The sequence below is a fragment of the Mediterraneibacter agrestimuris genome (assembly GCF_943193195.1).
In the GTDB taxonomy this organism is placed as follows: domain Bacteria; phylum Bacillota; class Clostridia; order Lachnospirales; family Lachnospiraceae; genus Schaedlerella; species Schaedlerella agrestimuris.
In genome coordinates this window covers 1-18,326 of the sequence record NZ_CALPDG010000053.1, presented here as the reverse complement: position 1 = coordinate 18,326, position 18,326 = coordinate 1, and the positions used below count along the sequence as shown (strand labels likewise).

Below are 18,326 nucleotides of genomic sequence, written 5' to 3'. Positions count from 1 at the left end.
ACCGCTAAAAAACGTCCACTGGACGTTTTTGTCGCATGCTTGGCAGCCAATTCGAGCTGTTATGGCTGAACTGTTACCATCTTCTTACAATCTCTGCCGCAGGTACAAAACTCTATGCCTGATCCCTCTTTCTTTTCTCTTTATTCTTTAATCCTTCCCCGATAAAATTCATACTGACAATTAACAGAATCAATATAAAAGCAGGAAAAAACATTTGATACGGATATATTTGCATCTGGCTTCTTGACGATTGGATCAAGGTACCCAGGCTGGCAGCGGGCGGAGAAATCCCTACTCCTGCAAAGCTTAGAAATGCTTCTGTAAAAATGGCATGCGGAACAAGAAATGTAAGATTTACCATAACAGATCCCGCTGCATTCGGCAGGATATGCTGAAAAAAAATCTGCAGTTTCCCCTTGCCAAATAAAACGGCGGCAACACAAAACTCTCTGCCTTTCAGCCGGATTACCTCTCCTCTCACAATACGCGCCGTCTCAATCCATCCCGAAACACATAACCCTAAAATGATACTCTTTTCATTTGCCCCAAATACAAGTGTAAACAAAATAACATAAAGAAGCGATGGGATAGAACTTATAATATCTGCCGCTCTCATGAGCAGAAGATCCACGGTTCTTTTACTGTATCCGGCAATTCCCCCGTAACAGATTCCAAAGATTCCATTCAATACAGCGCTGACTCCCCCCACCATCAAACTGATCCTTACTCCGTAAAAAGTACGTACAAATAAATCTCGTCCGAATTTATCTGTTCCGAAAAAATGCTGGAGATTCGGATGCATGTTTCTTATATCTGCGTTCATTTCTGTGCAAGACCAGGGGGAAAGCATGGGAATAAGAAGCGCTGATATGGTAAGGATGCAAAACACCCGGATGCCGATTTTTAACATTTGATTTTTTCTCACACGCATATTCACCTCCATTTTCGTCACTGTTCTGCCTTGGTAACTATTCAGCCCTTTTCCTCTTCTTGTTATCCCTCATAAGAGCGCCGGATCCTCGGATCGATCCATGCGCTTAACAAATCTACCAGTAGCTGGATCAGTATCACAACAATTCCCATAAAAATAGTAAGTCCCATGATCAGCGTATAATCCCTGTTGGAGATTGCCCGCACGAATTGACTTCCAAGTCCCGGAATCGTAAAAATACTTTCCACCGCAAAGCTCCCGGTCAGCAGAAATGCTGCCGCAGATCCCAGATAATTTAAAAGCGGAAGCCATATATGCCGAAGGATGTGCCTCCAGACGATCTGACTGTCTTTCAGTCCCTTTGCTCTTGCAAGAACCACATATTCCTTATTCATTTCCTCTCTGTATACATGAGCGGTCATTCTGCAGATAACAGAGGAAGGGTACGCTGCAAGTGAACACACCGGAAGAATATAGTGTTCCCAGCCGTCAAGTCCCACAACCGGAAACCAATGCAATTTCACCCCAAACAATAAGAGAACGAACAAAGACAACGCAAAGTTAGGAACCCCGATGCCGAAAATCGTTCCTGAAAATAAAATGATCCGCACCATCTTTTGTTTGCTGGCTGTCATCCAGATTCCAAAGGTAACCCCTGTCACAATGGCAAGCAAAAGCGCCAGTCCGCCTATCGTCAAAGTTACCGGCAAAAACTCTGCGATCACATCCGTCACGGCACGTGAAGGATTCTGATAAGAATATCCAAGCTCCCCCCTCAGAACATTCAGCAGATATCTTCCGCACTGAACGATGACCGGATTATCCAGACTGTATTCTTTTTCCATCATTTCCAGAATATCCCCGGATACATTCGCAGACTCGAACGGACTTCCCGGAATCGCTCTGGTGAGAAAAAAAGTAATGCTTACCAGAACAAGCAGCGAAAGAATCCCTGTACCGATTCGCTTGATCGTATATTGTACCATGAGACTTCCTCCATCATATCTATTCGTTGTAAAGTGTAAAAAGTGCTAAATCCCGCGCTGAACTGTTACAAAAAGTGTTTCTGCCAGACTCTCCATCGTTGCTTCTTTTGAAATCGTAATATCCATCCCGTGCTGCTTTGCCTCTAACGCAGTCTGTTCCCCGATACAAATAGCTTTCACTTTAGAATAATCTATTTCTCCCAGGGTATTTACAAATCCCTTCACTGTCGACGCACTGGTAAATGTGACCGCATCAATCTCTCCGCTCAGAAGACACAAGGAAATTTGTTCCTTTAATTCCGGATGCAAAAAATATCCGGTCTCATACAGCGCCACATCATCCACTTCCTTCATACATCTTTGAAGAGGGGGCAATAGTTCTTTGGATCCGGTCGCTGCACGGAAAATGGTTGCCGCACTCTTCTTTTCTGCTGCTTTTTCAATGGCTTCCCCTAAAGCCTGTGCACAAAAGGTGTCTGGAACCAGATCTGCCACAAGTCCATATACCTGTAATTCTTTTGCAGTTGATTTCCCGATCGCCGCAATTTTGATATCCGCCTGCCGTTTCATAGACGCGGCAAACATAGTCCTGATATCCAGATGTTCTGCTTTCAAAAGTTCAAAAAATGTCCTGACCCCAATGGGGCTTGTAAAAATCATCCATTCTTCGTCCGCTCTTGTTCCAAATGCCTTCACCGCCTGTACAAAATGCGTATTGGGCTTAATTGCTCTTGTTTCAATTGAAGGCATCTCTATAACGTGTGCTCCCTGTTCCCGAAGAATTGAAGCAAGCTTTGAAATATTCTGTCTTGGTCTTGTCAGAAGAACCTGCTTTCCGCTCAGAGGTCTTGCTTCTTCCCATGCAAATGTATCCGCCAGTTTGCATACCTTTCCTACCACAATAATTGCCGGCGTCCGAATCTGTGCTTTTGAAACCCGTTCCTCTAACATTTCCAGGGCAGCAGTCACTCGTCTTTGTTTTGCAGTAGTTCCCTTTTCCAAAACAGCAGCCTCTGTATTCGGATCCATTCCCGCCTGAAGCAGACCTTTTACAATCATCGGCAAGGAGGAAATCCCCATTAAAAATACCAGTGTCCCTTTTAATTTTACCAATTCTTCATAAGGGATGCTTAGATCTTTTCCCTTTCTTACATGCCCTGTGATGACATGGAAAGAAGAAGTATAATCCCTGTGCGTAATCGGAATTCCGTTATAAGCGGGAACTGCTGCCGCAGAAGTCACTCCCGGAATAACTTCGTAAGGAATCCTATCTTCCAGCAATCTTTCAATTTCCTCTCCGCCCCGTCCAAAAACAAAAGGGTCTCCGCCTTTTAACCGAAGGACACATTTTCCCTTCATAGCTTCTTTTGCCAGTATTTCGTTGATTTCTGACTGTGGGACCGGATGATTTCCGGCGCGTTTACCCACACAGATCATCTCCACATGCTCCGGGATCAGGCTCAGTATCTCCAGACTGACAAGTGCGTCATAAACAACCACATCCGCCTGCTCCATCAATTCCCGTGTTTTCACGGTCAACAACGCCGCGTCTCCGGGTCCTGCACCTGCGAGCCATACCTTTCCTTTTTCATTTTCCTTCATACTCTTATTCTCCGTATTTCTCTTTCATCTTTTTTGCAAGGCATTCTCCTATTTCCTGCGCAAATTCCTTTTTCCCCCGGCATTCCTCTACAAAATACATTTCATCCGATTCACGATAGTATAGCCCTCTTAATACTACTTCCTCTGCAATCACATGTGCATGCGCCGCAATCGGCGAACTGCAGCCTCCATCCAATTTTTTCACAAATGCTCTCTCTGCCAGTGCCATGATTTCTGAGCATTCATCATTTAACACAGCATGAAGTTCCCCGAATTCTCCGGCTCTTCCCTGAACTGCGAGAATTCCCTGCCCGGCTGCCGGAATCATCTCTTCTACAGAAAAGAACCTTCCTGCCGTCCCGCTCATTCCCAACCGCGCCAATCCGGCTGCCGCCAGTACCGTGGCATCAAGCCCTTCCATTTCCAGTTTCTTTATACGGGTCTGTACATTACCCCGGATTCCCTGAAACCGGCATACAGGATATAGTTTTTTTAATTGAAGCATTCTGCGCTTACTGGAAGTTCCGATCAGTCCATTCTCTGGAATGACACTTTCTCCGCTTCGATACACCAGCACATCTCTTGGGTCTTCTCGTTTTGTAAAAGCCAAAATCGGAAGATTTTCCGGAAGCGCCATCGGCATATCCTTTAAACTGTGAACAGACAGATCAATCTTTCCAGCCAAAAGCGCCTGGTCCAGTTCCTTTACAAAAAGTCCTTTTCCGCCAATCTGATCCAGATTTCGGTCAAGAATCTTATCCCCCGTTGTTTTCATCGTAACGATCGAAACCTCTGCTTTCGGATATGCTTCTTCTATCATGTGCTTTACGATTTCTGCCTGAGTGACCGCCAGTTGGCTTTCCCTGCTTCCAATTCGGATTTTCTGAATCATCTTACATCCCTTCCTATCATTTCATAAATCATGTCCATGTCCAAATGAGTCCGTATAATATCCACCAGTTGATCATACATTTTCCTTTTTCCGTATCGTCTTGCCTGTGTTACAAAACGCTCTGCAAACATGCGGTTCGATCCGTTTTGCTTTTGCAATCGAAACCTGCACCATATTTCCGCAAGCTCTGACATGCTCTCACCTCTATAAAACCTCTTCCAAATGCTCCAGAAAAATATTACGGATGCTTGGAAGTTCCCCAAGTCCTTTCAAAATCGGTCTGACCTGATATCCGGCAGCCTCCAGTTCTTGTTTCCAGGAATCTTCTTCCCCTGCCATATCATTTTTTGCATGATTTCCGGCAACAAACATAAACGGCAGCAATGCAACTTTTTTAATTCTCTTCTCTTCTATTTTTTTCATTACGTCTTTCAATTCCGGATACCCTTCTACCGTCGCCACATGAATGTGCACATATCCCAGTGTCTGCAAAATGTATTCCAAAGCCGGGTATGCAGCATTGGCATGGTGTTCTGTTCCATTCCCCATCAAAATAAGAGTCTCATTTTCTTCCAGTTTCACATCCTCGATCAACGCATGGATCGCTTTTTTATAGTCGTCTGTTCCGGTAAGCATTGGCGCACCCACACGGACCGCTTCAAATTTTCCAGAAAATTCCCGGATATTCTCCAGCATTTTATCATTCTCATATCCATTAATAATGTGTGTCGGCTGGACGATCACCGTCTTGATGCCGTCCGCCAACATCTTTTCCAGCGCCTCTTTTACGTTCCAGACAAAAAGCATTTCTGTCTTTTTCAACTTATTAATGATCATCTGGCTGGTAAATGCACGATACACCTGATATTCTGGATAACGCTGTCCTATTTCCATTTCCATAACCTGAATGGTCTTCTCCATGGTATCCAGATGACTGGTTCCAAAACTAACAACTAAAATTGCTTTTTTCCTCATACTCTTCTCCTCTGACATTGTAACTATTCACACATGCATAATCCACATCATGAGTAGACATCACAACCGTAATCCCCTGCTCTGTCAGCTGTTCAAAAAATATACCTCTCCCTTCTGGGGTCGATAGCAAAGATGAAATTACTTTTTCTTTCTCAATTTTAACACAATACCCTGCTTATCTGCCGCCTTCTGAAATTGCCTGGTCACATAAGCAGCCTTTTCTTTTAATGGCAACTCCCCAAATTTCCCGTCTGACTTTATCTGTCCCATCACATTTCTTACATCTTCCAATTCCAGAAGATTCACAGCCACGCAGAAAAAAGTCTTTTTCCGTCCATCATTGCAAGTTTGCAGCAGCCATTCTAAAATACGAATTTTTTCTTCTTGTTCCGCTCGATATTCCCCTACACCCATTTTCTGCTGCTTCTCCAAATCTTTTTTCTGATTCTGATGTGTGACAAACGAATCGAACGCATCAATATACTCATATTTTTCACAGGGAAATTCCTGACACTGACTGCAATATTCCGGCTTCCAATGCTGCTGGCTGCATCTGGCTATCTTGCAGGACTGGTTTCCTTCACCGCCTCCGCATCCGGGGCAATGTCCATCCAGGCGCATAGGACATAGCCCACAATTTAATCCACACAAAGAAAACAATAAATCTGATCTTGTAAAATCTTTCAAAATATCTCTCCACCCAACCCTGTTTTTGAAATTCCGGCATGGAAAATATCTTGTTAATCTCTTCTTTCGCAACATATCGAACCATTGATTTTCACATCTATTTGCCATGCGTTTCTGTCATTAATTATAGTAACAGTTCAGCCTTTCGGCTGCACTGTTACTGAATCCGCCCTATTTTAAGTTCACCTGCGGTAAAAGGGCGGATTCTATTTTTCCATCACGCATTTTTACGGAGTTTGCAGCAAGTGCAAACTCCTATACTGAACTGTTACTAATTATACCCTATTTCGTTATAAATTGCTTGATATTTTTCGTAACAGTTCAGCCATAAGCGAGAATTTGCGCTGCATAGCAACGTATAGGCGGTGAAACCGCTAAAAAACGTCCACTGGACGTTTTTGTCGCATGCTTGGCAGCCAATTCGAGCTGTTATGGCTGAACTGTTACATTTTTCTTCTTCTTTTTTACTCCAAACTTGACACCTCACTGGAACGTGGTACAATTTTATTATAACACTTAACATTTGGAAGGAATGGTTTTATGCAGAACCCCGAGCAGTACAGATCGTGTTCTCTAATTCTCAATGAACAAACTTTCCCAATCATTGAACAGATTACCGCAGGAATGCCTGATGGTTTTTTCATTTATCATGCTGATGGGGATGAGGAACTGATTTACGTTAATCAGACATTGATTCAAATATTCGGCTGCGAGAATTTGGAGGAATTTAAGGAACTTACCGGCTATGTCTTCTCTGGTCTGGTCCATCCAGAGGACTTGGAAATGGTCGAAAAGGGCATTAAGCAACGGATTTTTACAGGCAGCAGCGATTTGGACTATATAGAATATCGTATTATCAGAAAAGACGGTTCCATTCGTTGGCTAGAGGACTATGGGCATTTTATCCACACGGATTCCTATGGGGATGTCTTTTATGTCTTTGTGAAAGATGCCACAGAAAAGAAATGCAAAGTTATTGATGATACCCACACGGCACATCTGGCTCAGAAGCATTTGAAATCCTTAGAGTCATCGAAGCATGAAACCACCGTGCTCAGATTGATGTATGAGATTCTACAGGCAGGTATATGGACGATGGAATTTGACAGCCATGGAAACATGGAAAGCGTCTATTGGAGTCAGGAATTCCGTGCTATGATCGGCTATCAGAATGAGCAGGATTTCCCCAATGTCCTTTCATCCTGGTCTGATTTGATTCACCCTGAGGATCGTGATCTGGTGCTGAAACAATATTATAACGTTGTTAAAGACTACACCGATCAAAGTTCCTGCGATGTTGAATACCGTCTTTTAACAAAAAACCAGGGGTATCGTTGGTTTCGCACCACTGGGAAGTTCTTCCGGCGCGAAGACGGTACACCAATTACTTACGTAGGTATGTTTATTGACGTTACACTGTACAAAGACACCGATGAGATGATCATGACACAACACAAATTTCTGGAAGATGCCTTGATTGAGGCTCAAGAGGCCTCTCAAGCTAAGACTGATTTTCTCAACAACATGTCTCATGACATCCGCACCCCTATGAATGCCATTATCGGTTTTACCAATCTGGCGCTCACCCATCTGGATAACCGGGAACTATTACAGGACTATCTGAGCAAAATCGCCACATCTTCCAACCACCTTCTTAGTCTCGTCAATGATGTGCTGAATGTAGGGCACATCGAAAGCGGCAAAGTGGTCATCGAAGAGGCGCCGTGCAGCCTGCCTCAGATTCTGCTAAACCTTCAGAACATGATCCAGACAGACCTCGAGTTTAAAAATTTACACTTTTGTCTTGATGACAGTGCTCTCATTCATCCTTATATCGTCTGTGACCAGTTACGGCTAAACCAAGTATTACTGAACGTGTTGGGCAATGCTCTGAAATTTACTCTCGATGGCGGCTCCATCTCACTCACTGTCACCGAACAGCCCGGAGACGCAGTAAACACCGCCATATACAAATTCTGTATCAAGGATACCGGCATCGGCATGTCCCCAGAATTTCTTGAACATATTTTTGAACCATTTGAAAGAGAGCGGACTTCTACGATCAGCGGAATTGACGGAGTAGGTTTGGGCATGTCTATTACCAAAGATCTGACAGAACTGATGAATGGACGGATTACCGTAGAGAGTGAAAAGGACTATGGCAGCACCTTTACCTTTACTTTTCCTTTCTATTTCACCCAGGCTGCCGAACATCTAGACGTGCCTGAGATTTCTACTGCATGGGATTTGCAAGACCGCCATCTCTTGCTGGTAGAAGATAACGAGTTAAATCAGGAAATTGCCCTGTCTATCCTGGAAGATGAAGGCTGCATTGTAGATGTAGCTTCAAATGGAGCTGAAGCAGTGGAAAAGATCTCCAATTCTGCGGATAACCCTTATGATCTGGTTCTCATGGATATTCAGATGCCTGTGATGGATGGCATAGAAGCTACTCGTATCATCCGTACCCTGGACGATCCGGTTCTGTCCCGGTTGCCCATTGTAGCCATGACAGCCAACGCTCTTGAAGAAGACCGCCAGCGTACTCTTGCAGCCGGCATGAACGCCCATTTAGGCAAGCCTATTGATGTGAACAAGTTATTTTCCACTCTTCAAAATATTCTGGATAATAAATAAAAGCAAAGAATACATATTTAATGAACTGTTCCCCGTCAAGTAGACAATCAAAAAACAAAAAATATTTCTGCCACCAGACTCTGAAAACTGGTGGCAGTTTTATGCTGCCAACATATACTGTTCGTGTTTTTCCATTAAACACATACAGTGAAACCGTCACTTACTATTATTGATGTTACAGGAATGTAATGAGCAAGAGATAGCCGAGATTCTTCCACAATTGAATACCTCTTAGCACTCATACATAAGAGAGGTAATTCAAACAAATAAAGGAACCAGCTAATCCGTTGTGATTCTGGTTCTTTTATTTTTGTAGCCTTTTCAAAATCTTTTTTCTGAAATTGACAACCACATAAATAACGTCTATAATATATTTATTACAAGCGTAAGATTTAAAGGAAGGATTTGAAATGAGCGATTTACCACAGATTTCTGAAGCTGAATTTGAAGTTATGAAAATCGTATGGAAACATGCACCAATCAGTACCAATGAAATAACTGATAAATTATTACAGACTACAAGCTGGAGTCCGAAAACGATACAGACTTTAATTAAACGCCTTGTGACCAAAGGCGCTCTGACTTATGAAAAGCAGAGCCGAGTGTTTGTTTACACCCCAGTCGTGAAAGAAAGCGAATATATCGGCCAGGAAAGCAATTCTTTTCTGAAACGATACTATGATGGGGATATCACTGCCATGCTGTCTGCATATATAGAAAATGACAGACTATCCGAAGCAGAAATAGAACACTTACGCTCCCTTCTTTCACAGAGGCACCAAAAAGGAGGCAATTAATGTGGCTGATTTTATGATACGCTTTTTAATATGCAATATATTCATCAGCGGTATCATCGGAATTCTTTTGATATCCAAACGGATATTCAAAAACAACCTTTCCAGCCGGATGCAGTATAATCTGTGGTTTCTGCTACTTGGGTTGTTGGTAGTTCCCTTTATACCATTCCGATTAATCGGGTTTCCGCAAATCTTCTCGTGGCTCGGATACTTAAGAAATTCTCCTCCCTCCGGTACTTTAACCGCTATGGAAGAAGCCGCAGAGACCAATCTAACCGGAAATACAGACTGGATGAATGACTTTACCTTTTCGGTAAATAGTGAGACTCCCTCCATTGCCGGATACTTATTATTGGGGATATGGATTGTAGGTATTTTTGCAATGATTATATTGGTAATCAAATCCTCTTTCCGTCTGCGTAGTTTGGAGAAATCTGCACTTCCCCTTCAGAACAAGGAAGTCCGCAGACTGTACCATCACTGCTTAGAAGAGATGGGAATTCACAGCAAGCTCCCTGTCTACAGTACCGCATTTTTGAAATCCCCGATTTTTGTGGGACTTTTGAAACCATGTATTTATTTACCGATTCATCTGATCTCTGATTATAACGAATCCGATATGCGGTATATGCTATTGCACGAACTGCAGCATTACAAGCACCACGATGCTTTCGCCAGTTATCTGATGAACCTCTCCGGAATGGTATATTGGTTCAATCCTCTTGTCTGGTACGCTCTGAAAGAAATGCGTAATGACAGAGAGGTTGCCTGTGACACCTCTGTTTTAATGATGCTGGAAGAGAATGATTACGAGGATTATGGCAATACACTGATCAACTTTGCAGAAAAGATTTCTCTAACTCCTTTTCCATTTGCTGCCGGCCTTGGTGGAAACATGAAGCAGATGAAGCGGAGAATCATCAATATTGCATCTTACGAGAAGCCAACATTTATAAAAAGGCTAAAAGGTATGACGGCATTTGTACTGACTGCTGTTTTCATGTTAGGTTTTGCTCCCTTTATTTCTACATACGCAGCGAACGAAATCTACTACCAATGGGACTCCTCTTCTGAGAATGTCTCCTATGTAGACCTCTCCACATACTTCGGAGAATACGAAGGCAGCTTTGTTTTATACGATTTGGAAAATGATGCATGGAACATACATGACAAGGAGCGTGCTACCCTGCGAGTTGCACCAAACTCCACCTACAAAATATATGATGCCTTATTCGGATTAGAAGAAGGTGTCATTACACCAGAAAACTCCTTTATTGCATGGAATGGAGAAAGCTATCCATTTGAAGCATGGAATGCGGATCAGACCTTACAGTCTGCAATGAACTCCTCCGTGAACTGGTATTTCCAGACAGTGGATAAACAGCTTGGAGCCTCTGACGTTTACAGCTATATTCAAGAAATCGGATATGGTAACGAAAACATGTGTGGTGATTTCTCCACTTATTGGATGGAATCATCCTTAGAGATTTCTCCGATAGAACAGATCGAACTTTTAACCAAGTTACAAAATAACAGCTTCGACTTCGACTCTGAAAACATCAATGCAGTAAAAGATGCCATCTGCCTTTCCTCTTCCGATGCCGGAACATTTTACGGAAAGACCGGAACCGGACGAGTGGATGGACAGGATGTGAACGGGTGGTTTATTGGCTTTATAGAAACTGCTGATAATACATACTTCTTTGCTACCAACATTGGTGCAGAGAGCGATGCCACTGGAGGCAACGCAGCTGAAATAACCATGTCTATCTTGTCAGACATGAATATCTGGAAATAAAGAAATCGGGTAACAGTCAACTACACAAACTGACTCTTACCCGATTTCATTTATTTTTCGCCTGTTACTTCATAATACTTTTCATTTCCGGTTGCTGACCATGATGTTTTACCGCTACTAACCACATCTTTTGTAGATACATTATAAGCAAATATATCAAGAATCTCTGCCTCTGAGATATGCCATGAACCATCTACGTTTTTTTTACTTCTGTACCAAACATATAATTCACATTTTTCATTTTCCGAAAGTCTGTCATATACAAGAATTTCTATTATTTCCTCATTCTCATTTAAGATAACTCTGGAATTTCCACTCGCACTATATGATATCATAAAATCACATTCTTCGTCTGCGAAGTATTGTTGGTATATAGTACGGTATCCATCATATATTTCATCTGTTTCAATTAATGTCACATAATCACATATCGCAGAAATAGAAATATCATCCTCTTTCATATTTTTCATTAATTCATCTATTAAATCGTGCTGAATGACAAAACCATCATTCTGTGAACTAAATATTCTAATGGTCTTCCGTGGTATCATTCCCTGTAGTCCTGCTCCTGTAACGTAATTTACAATGACAATCACATCCTTTGCACCATCGCCATCTATATCGTGAAATCCAACTGCCTCTACGCTGTCAAACATACCTACGCTATCATTTTCAGTACTATTGTTTTCAAAATAAGCTGGGAAATGGTACACGATTTGATTGTCCTTTGCCAGCGCAAATGAGACATCTTCCCAAAGCGTATCATAAGTCGGCAGATAAGATACAAATCGTACCTCGCCCCAACCATTCAAATCTACATCAAAGGATTGTTCGGTTATAACCCGGCTTTCATCTAATTCCTCTCCTGATGGATAGTCCACTGCAATATCTGTCAATTGCTGTATTTCTTTCATACCGTCAAAATATAAAAGGACTTGCTCATCAAATTGTTCTTCGCCTGATAGGATCACTTCTACATAGTCTTCATACCATGTAACTTTCCAACAATTACTTGTGATGCTTCCACCGTCATTATGCAATTCAAAGTCTGTTTGAGATATCTTATCTTTGCCTTCCATAAGGATTAATCGTCCATTTGCTGAACCAAAAGGCCAGTCTGGTTCTCCGACTGCCTGAAGTGTCAATTCATATTTTCTATCCGGCGAAACAGATGTATCACAAATTTTCTTCTTATAATTTACCGTATACGAAATGCAACCCCCAAATACTGCAATCACTGCAAGAAGCGAACCCATAATACCTAGTATAATTTTCAAAAATTTCTTCATTGTTATAACACTTTTTAATGTCAACAAATATCCAGTTCTTCCATTATGGAGTTTCCGCTCCTACATCCCGTTACTTTCTAACACATCTTCTATTGCATCAAATGCTTTTTTCGCAAAATTTATCTTTATATCACAAATTAATTCATCGTTGTCGCATATTTTTATCTCTGCAATAATACGGTCATTATCTGCTGTCTGTTCCGTATTTCCGCCTATGGTCATCCAAATGATCTCGACATTTTCTGATGTTATTTCTCCCTCAGTCTCTACTATAAATTGCACTCCATCGAAAAACGCCGCTTCCGATTCTGCATTTACGACCAGTTGATTTTACTGTTGATATATCTCAACAGAATTATATCCCTTCTTTGAACTGGTAAGCAATTCTCCATTATTTACTGGAACTTGAACTATTCCCTCAGAATCTCCTGTATTATTTCTAAATAAAAACACCGCACAGCACAATAATGCAATTGCAACAACTCCAATAATTATGCTTTTTCTTTTCATTGACTTCTCCTTTCTTTTTCTTACGTTTGTAAGATTACCATAGAATCCGAATATTATCAAATCATTTTTTCACCCGTAACTACTCTTTACGAATACGATATTGATAATTTGGTACATCTTGTATTCCGTCATTAAGGATTTCATTCCCCAAATACTGAAAGTTGCCATCTTTTGCAAATCGCATTGTAAGCTCATGGGTTATGACTGCATCATCACAAACAACCATATCGCATACCGCCTCTACCGTCAATGTCACAGTTCCATCGTCATTTTCTTTAATATTGACAACCTCCGGCAGAGAAGTTCCAAAGAAGGTAGGAGCATAATTGAAACACCCAAGTCTCTCCCAAAGATAGGTTTGGTTTTCCTCATCAAATACTGAGTACTCCCGTATCTGCTCTGCTGTTATCGGAAGATACTCCATAATCAGACTTTCAAATTCTTCCTTTGGAATTCCATCTGGATAATCCTCTGAATTGAACTTATCTCCATATTTCATTGCATACAGATATTCATACATCCCATTAAAGTCTAATTCTTCCATATGGTCTGCGTCCCAATTCGAACATAAAATGTTATTGCCCTGATAACCAAGACCTCTCACGCATCTTTCTGACATTTCACGCTGTTCTTCTGTCATTGGCTTTACTCTGATCAAACAGCTTCCATCCACAATTTCTGTTACTTCCGGTGGCTCTGGTACACACAACTCATAGCAGAACCAGCCTTTCTCTGTATATTCCCACTCTTTGATTCTGGTGTGAGATATATAAGACATTCTCGACTTGCCATTCTCATTCCATACACTTCCTGCACTTACAACATACATGTCTGTACCATCATAAAAAAATTTTATTCTACCTATGCCACCATCATCATGTATCTCGTAAATTACTACAGAACCTCTTTTCCCAGATGCGCAATCCTCAAGAAAAGAATCCACACTTTCATAATTTCCCATATTTGAATAGGTTACCAATGTGACAACCGGATATCCCGTTTCCATTAACTTTTTCTGCAGTTCAAGAATGGTCTCATCAGTTAAAACAACATTGGATGCAGTTCCTTTATCTACCTCTTTGTAAATCTCATAAATACGTTCCATCATCGCTCTGCAATTATTCTCAGCTTCCTTTTCTTCCTGTTCATCCACCGGAAGTCCATAGCCCTTTTCCCACTGTTCTGCAGTCTCTTCTTCGGCACTTTTTGTTTCCTCTGTGGAAGATACTTCTTTCGTATCTTCCACAAGAGATTCACCCACAATGCTATCTTCTTTTCCACAGGCACACAGAGCGCACCCAATTAAAAATACCATAATTAGTAGAATGCTCTTTTTCTTTAATACCATAAAATCATCCTTTCGTTCTTGCTATTGGCGGCAGTTCCAATTCTATTTCATCTATAGAGTTAGAAAGATACCGGAATGTTCCATCTTCAAATGGCTGGATCACAACCGTATTCCGAAAAGCGAGATCAGAATTATAATCCGGCCAACCCCCATCCACGATAAGTGTAATTGTTCCATCCGCATTTTTTGTATAGTCAACTACTTCTCCAAAAGGTGGGTATGGGCTGGCATAAATCATCTCATATTCATAGCTGTTGCTGCTCTCGTCATACTCGCAATGCTCTCTCAACTGTTCTACAGATACCGGAAAATAAGTGGTCATTATCTTTTCGTATTCCTCCGCCGGAATTTTCCAACCTTCCGTTTTCAGATTTTCTCCCGTATAAATTCGATAGATGTCTTCATACATACAAGGCATCAGAATATCTTCTACGTTACTGCTGTCCCAGTTCGTGACAAGCACATTGTAATTCACATAGCTTAGTCCTGATATGTATTTCTCTGTCAGTTCCCGGCAGTCTTCCGGAAGCGGTTCTATTCTCCAATACGGTCTCAAACGTGCATGTGCAATCACATATTCATATGCGTAGATAAAATACCCTTTTTCCGTAAGTTTAATTTCAGCCACATTACTTACTGAAGTTCCCTGTATCTCCGGCATACCGCCTTCCTTCCACCGAACTCCTATATAATAGGTCTGTAGCCGCCCATTCCGATAAATATAGGTAACTGCTCCAATCAGTCCATCTCTATGCACTTCAAATACCGTAACCATCGAGTCCTGTCCATTCAAGTAATCTGCGTAAAACACTTCAATTGCTTCATGATTCTGCATAGCAGAGTCTTCTTCAACACTTACCAAACCGCTTCTGCCTAATTGTTCCACCACGGCTTTCCTCTGCTCGTTGGTAAATTCATTAATACCGGAAGAGTAGCTTGGTGCATCTGCAATTACAATATCCTTATAGATCTCTCTGACCGATTCTGCTGCTGACAAAACCGTACTCTGCAGCTGCTCCTTCTCCTCTTCTGAAAGGAGATTATCACTGGCTTGCGGAATGAACCAATATGCTGAATCTATAGAGGTTTCCACATCCTCGACTTCTTCTGTTTCTGCTTCGCTATTTTCGATTTCTACAGGCGGCTCCCATACTTCTTCTGCCACCTTTTGCTTTTCTGCGTGCATTTTTCCCCAACAGAACACTCCCGCTATCACCAAAATCGGAAGCCCACATCTTCTAAGCAGCCATTTTAAATCTTCCATTATTCGCCTCCGTACAATTCGTCCCATTCCTCCAACGTCAACCGTGGTGTATGCCAAGTTTCTCTGTAATTGTCTTCAGATGGTATAATGCGGTTAGATACATATTGTACCCCTCCGTCCTCTAACGGGCGGACTACAACCTCATGAGCATATACCTTGGAATCACCTGCATAAGGGAATACTACATTAGCTGTAAGCGTAATTGTCCCATCGCTGTTTTCTGTGAAACCGACTACCTCTGAATATGGATATACCGGGTATTCTACTTCTTCGAATCCTCTCGGCTTATATTCATAAGTTGAGTCCTCCAAACAATAGACGGTTTTTGATCGCAACGTTTCACTATCAATATTGAAATATTTCATAATAACGCTTTCGAATTCCTCTTTTGGAATCTGATAAACTGCACTGACTGACAAGTTGTCATCAGCAACATAGGGAACATATTGACCATTCACTTTTGGATAGAGAATGTCATACATATCATAGAAATTCAAATCTCCAAAATCTTCCTCGCTCCAATCTACAATGAACATATTATTTTGTTCAAAGCCGATTGGTCGGAGATATTTCCAACTCAACTCCCTATATGTTTCATCCAATGGCAGTACTCGTAATGCGGTATGTTCCTCTGCCCCACTCAATGTAAGAACATATAATTCTTCTGAAAACCAAACACCAGAAAACATCAGATAACCTTCTTCTGTATAATTCCAATACTCCGCTTGATAGTTTCCTGTTACCTCTCTTTTCATATTTCCGTTTTCATACTTGTAATAGCTTCTGACCACATCTACATTTCCATCTTTTGTCTGCAAATCATATTTTACAAAACCCGACAAATAACTGATCTCAATAATAGATATTTCTGCCTCTTCCTTCCCATCTACCATTTCGCAGAATTCAACCACCTGCTCCGGTTCAGTCATATCAATCTGGTTTTTACTGTCAACTGCCGAATAACCATTTTCTCCGAGACGATTTACAATACTACGGATTGTTTCCAAATCCGCTAATTTATTTTCTTCTTCTGCTTTCTCATAAAGATCAATGCAGACGCTTATAATTTCATCTGCATCCTCCTCCGATTCTTCCTGAATAGCCTGAACATCTATTACCGTTTCCGAAACTGTATTTTCTTCCGGGGGTGCATCACTGCACCCCGAAATACTAAGTATTAATACAAAGCTAATTGCTGCCAAACCACTCTTCCAGAACCAGGTTGTCTTTCTTAACAACATATCCGCTTCCTCCTCTTCCTTTCACATCTTCTACCATGCTGATAATCAATATAGGACGTTCTACCGTATCTTCTGCTGTAAAAATTGCAAACCATCCTAATTCCGTACCCGAAGTATCATCCTTCGATGCCTTGATTTCTGCCGTACCTGTTTTTCCTGCTAAAAGAATGTCATCCCGATGGGCTGCATATCCAGTTCCATTAGAATCATTCACAACCTTTTTTGTTCCTTCCAATACACGACTTGCTGTCTCATTAGAAAAGGCTCCTGGAATCCAATACTCAGCTACTGCATCTTTCTGATATACCAAATACGGCTTTATGACATTTCCCTCATTACAGAAAGCAGAATAGATACAAGCCATATACCCGACCAAATGTGCAGCGGTTTCCCCTAATGGGTATTCACGTACTTCAACATCAGATATCATCACTCCGGGAATTTCCAGCAACTTTTCATGTCTTTCCTTTTCTTTCAGCACCTCTTCGTCCGGTTCAATCTTCATCAACTTGATTTCTTCAACCCTCGGAATGGTTTTTATCGGTACAAAGGAATCATCCTTTACCCACTGTGCCGACAGATTCTTTTCTATCGCTTCCGGAGTTGTTTCCAACAGTTCCGCAATCTGTGCGATTGCTTCCTCTCTGTTTTCCAACTTGCCCGGAACGATTCCAACCGAAGAAGCTATACCTTTTCCTGCAAGGACACATCCGTTCCTATCCAGAATTTCTCCTCTTTCTGCCTGTGTAGTGGAAACTCTTACTTTATCTGTAGAAGTCAGATTCGGAAAAATCATGGAATCATCCCAAACCAACTTATATCCATCTTCGCCCTTTAGGAAGAGTGCTTCATTCTCATAGCTGATAGTTCCTGCAACTGTATCAAAAGAAGTCTGGTAGGTTACCGCCATTTGCTCCTCATCATATGCAATAATCTGGACAGCCATATTCTGGACTTCTATACCTTCATAAATAGCTGAATTTCGAGTTACAAAATCCTCCTGACTGACATTTCCCGATGCCTCAATATGTAGCACCGCATACATTTCTTCATACTCCTGTTTTGGAATATGATCCATGTACTCCACCAGAAGTTCTTCCGGTGTCCACCAGGCATTTTCCTTTGTTGCCAACATTCCTGCCACGCATACTGCAGAAATTACCGCAGCTATTCCTATAACAGCAATCGCAATCCATAGGAGCCTGCTTCTTGTTTTCTTTCGCTTGTTTCTGCTTTTTCCTTTCTTCATATTGACCTCCATTCATTTTGCTTTTCTGATATGGTCATATTCTATTTTCAACGAATCATGAAGGGTTATCACAGCCTATAATGAAAATAGGAGGGGGCTGGCTCCACTACTGTTTTAGCT

17 protein-coding genes are annotated in these 18,326 nt (G+C 41.6%); 3 read left to right on the top strand and 14 right to left on the bottom strand.

Translation table 11 applies throughout. The features are described 5' to 3' along the window. Positions 1-112 precede the first annotated feature (112 nt). The 7 genes from NFS18_RS16940 to NFS18_RS16910 all read right to left on the bottom strand — a co-directional run bounded on the left by NFS18_RS16940 (position 113) and on the right by NFS18_RS16910 (position 6,073). Complete coding sequence (locus NFS18_RS16940; protein ID WP_251392434.1) at positions 113-931, bottom strand: ABC transporter permease; 819 nt, start codon at positions 929-931, stop codon at positions 113-115. A gap of 62 nt (positions 932-993) precedes the next feature. Continuing rightward, the gene (locus tag NFS18_RS16935; RefSeq protein ID WP_251392433.1) at positions 994-1,917 is read right to left on the bottom strand and encodes an ABC transporter permease; all 924 of its coding nucleotides are present in this window, start codon (positions 1,915-1,917) and stop codon (positions 994-996) included. Between the two features lie 45 nt (positions 1,918-1,962). Beyond that, positions 1,963-3,519 carry a uroporphyrinogen-III C-methyltransferase gene (gene cobA, locus NFS18_RS16930; RefSeq protein ID WP_251392432.1) on the bottom strand — a complete coding sequence of 519 codons (1,557 nt, stop codon included), beginning with the start codon at positions 3,517-3,519 and terminating at the stop codon, positions 1,963-1,965. 4 nt (positions 3,520-3,523) lie between these two features. Then, entirely contained in the window at positions 3,524-4,411 is an 888-nt protein-coding gene (gene hemC / locus NFS18_RS16925; RefSeq protein ID WP_251392431.1) for a hydroxymethylbilane synthase, read from the bottom strand. Continuing rightward, a complete protein-coding gene (locus NFS18_RS16920) occupies positions 4,408-4,605 on the bottom strand; it encodes a hypothetical protein (RefSeq protein ID WP_251392430.1) in 198 nt (65 codons plus the stop codon). Before NFS18_RS16920 ends, hemC begins: the two co-directional genes overlap by 4 nt. Positions 4,606-4,615: 10 nt before the next feature. Next, positions 4,616-5,386 (bottom strand): sirohydrochlorin cobaltochelatase, encoded by a 771-nt coding sequence (locus tag NFS18_RS16915; protein WP_251392428.1) that lies wholly within the window; start codon positions 5,384-5,386, stop codon positions 4,616-4,618. A gap of 138 nt (positions 5,387-5,524) precedes the next feature. Continuing rightward, positions 5,525-6,073, bottom strand: a complete 549-nt coding sequence (locus tag NFS18_RS16910) for a DUF3795 domain-containing protein (RefSeq protein WP_251392427.1) — start codon at positions 6,071-6,073, stop codon at positions 5,525-5,527. A 540-nt stretch (positions 6,074-6,613) separates the two neighbouring features. Here NFS18_RS16910 and NFS18_RS16905 point away from each other — a divergent pair. The 3 genes from NFS18_RS16905 to NFS18_RS16895 all read left to right on the top strand — a co-directional run bounded on the left by NFS18_RS16905 (position 6,614) and on the right by NFS18_RS16895 (position 11,305). Further along, positions 6,614-8,710: a hybrid sensor histidine kinase/response regulator gene (locus tag NFS18_RS16905; RefSeq protein WP_251392425.1), complete on the top strand. Its 2,097-nt coding sequence runs from the start codon at positions 6,614-6,616 to the stop codon at positions 8,708-8,710. 410 nt (positions 8,711-9,120) lie between these two features. Then, positions 9,121-9,507: a BlaI/MecI/CopY family transcriptional regulator gene (locus NFS18_RS16900; RefSeq protein WP_251392424.1), complete on the top strand. Its 387-nt coding sequence runs from the start codon at positions 9,121-9,123 to the stop codon at positions 9,505-9,507. Between the two features lies 1 nt (position 9,508). Next, positions 9,509-11,305 (top strand): BlaR1 family beta-lactam sensor/signal transducer, encoded by a 1,797-nt coding sequence (locus tag NFS18_RS16895; protein ID WP_251392423.1) that lies wholly within the window; start codon positions 9,509-9,511, stop codon positions 11,303-11,305. A 50-nt stretch (positions 11,306-11,355) separates the two neighbouring features. Here the strand turns inward: NFS18_RS16895 and NFS18_RS16890 are convergent, their stop codons facing one another. The 7 genes from NFS18_RS16890 to NFS18_RS16860 form a co-directional block, all read right to left on the bottom strand. Continuing rightward, positions 11,356-12,582, bottom strand: coding sequence for a hypothetical protein (locus NFS18_RS16890; protein ID WP_251392421.1), 1,227 nt, complete (start codon positions 12,580-12,582; stop codon positions 11,356-11,358). 72 nt (positions 12,583-12,654) lie between these two features. Next, entirely contained in the window at positions 12,655-12,876 is a 222-nt protein-coding gene (locus tag NFS18_RS16885; RefSeq protein ID WP_251392420.1) for a hypothetical protein, read from the bottom strand. 48 nt (positions 12,877-12,924) lie between these two features. Continuing rightward, positions 12,925-13,104 carry a hypothetical protein gene (locus NFS18_RS16880; protein WP_251392419.1) on the bottom strand — a complete coding sequence of 60 codons (180 nt, stop codon included), beginning with the start codon at positions 13,102-13,104 and terminating at the stop codon, positions 12,925-12,927. 79 nt (positions 13,105-13,183) lie between these two features. Further along, positions 13,184-14,452, bottom strand: a complete 1,269-nt coding sequence (locus NFS18_RS16875) for a DUF6070 family protein (protein ID WP_251392418.1) — start codon at positions 14,450-14,452, stop codon at positions 13,184-13,186. 4 nt (positions 14,453-14,456) lie between these two features. Continuing rightward, positions 14,457-15,716 carry a DUF6070 family protein gene (locus tag NFS18_RS16870; RefSeq protein WP_251392417.1) on the bottom strand — a complete coding sequence of 420 codons (1,260 nt, stop codon included), beginning with the start codon at positions 15,714-15,716 and terminating at the stop codon, positions 14,457-14,459. Next, positions 15,716-16,957, bottom strand: coding sequence for a DUF6070 family protein (locus NFS18_RS16865; RefSeq protein ID WP_251392416.1), 1,242 nt, complete (start codon positions 16,955-16,957; stop codon positions 15,716-15,718). Before NFS18_RS16865 ends, NFS18_RS16870 begins: the two co-directional genes overlap by 1 nt. Then, positions 16,905-18,206: an NTF2-like N-terminal transpeptidase domain-containing protein gene (locus tag NFS18_RS16860; RefSeq protein WP_251392415.1), complete on the bottom strand. Its 1,302-nt coding sequence runs from the start codon at positions 18,204-18,206 to the stop codon at positions 16,905-16,907. Before NFS18_RS16860 ends, NFS18_RS16865 begins: the two co-directional genes overlap by 53 nt. Positions 18,207-18,326 lie beyond the last annotated feature (120 nt).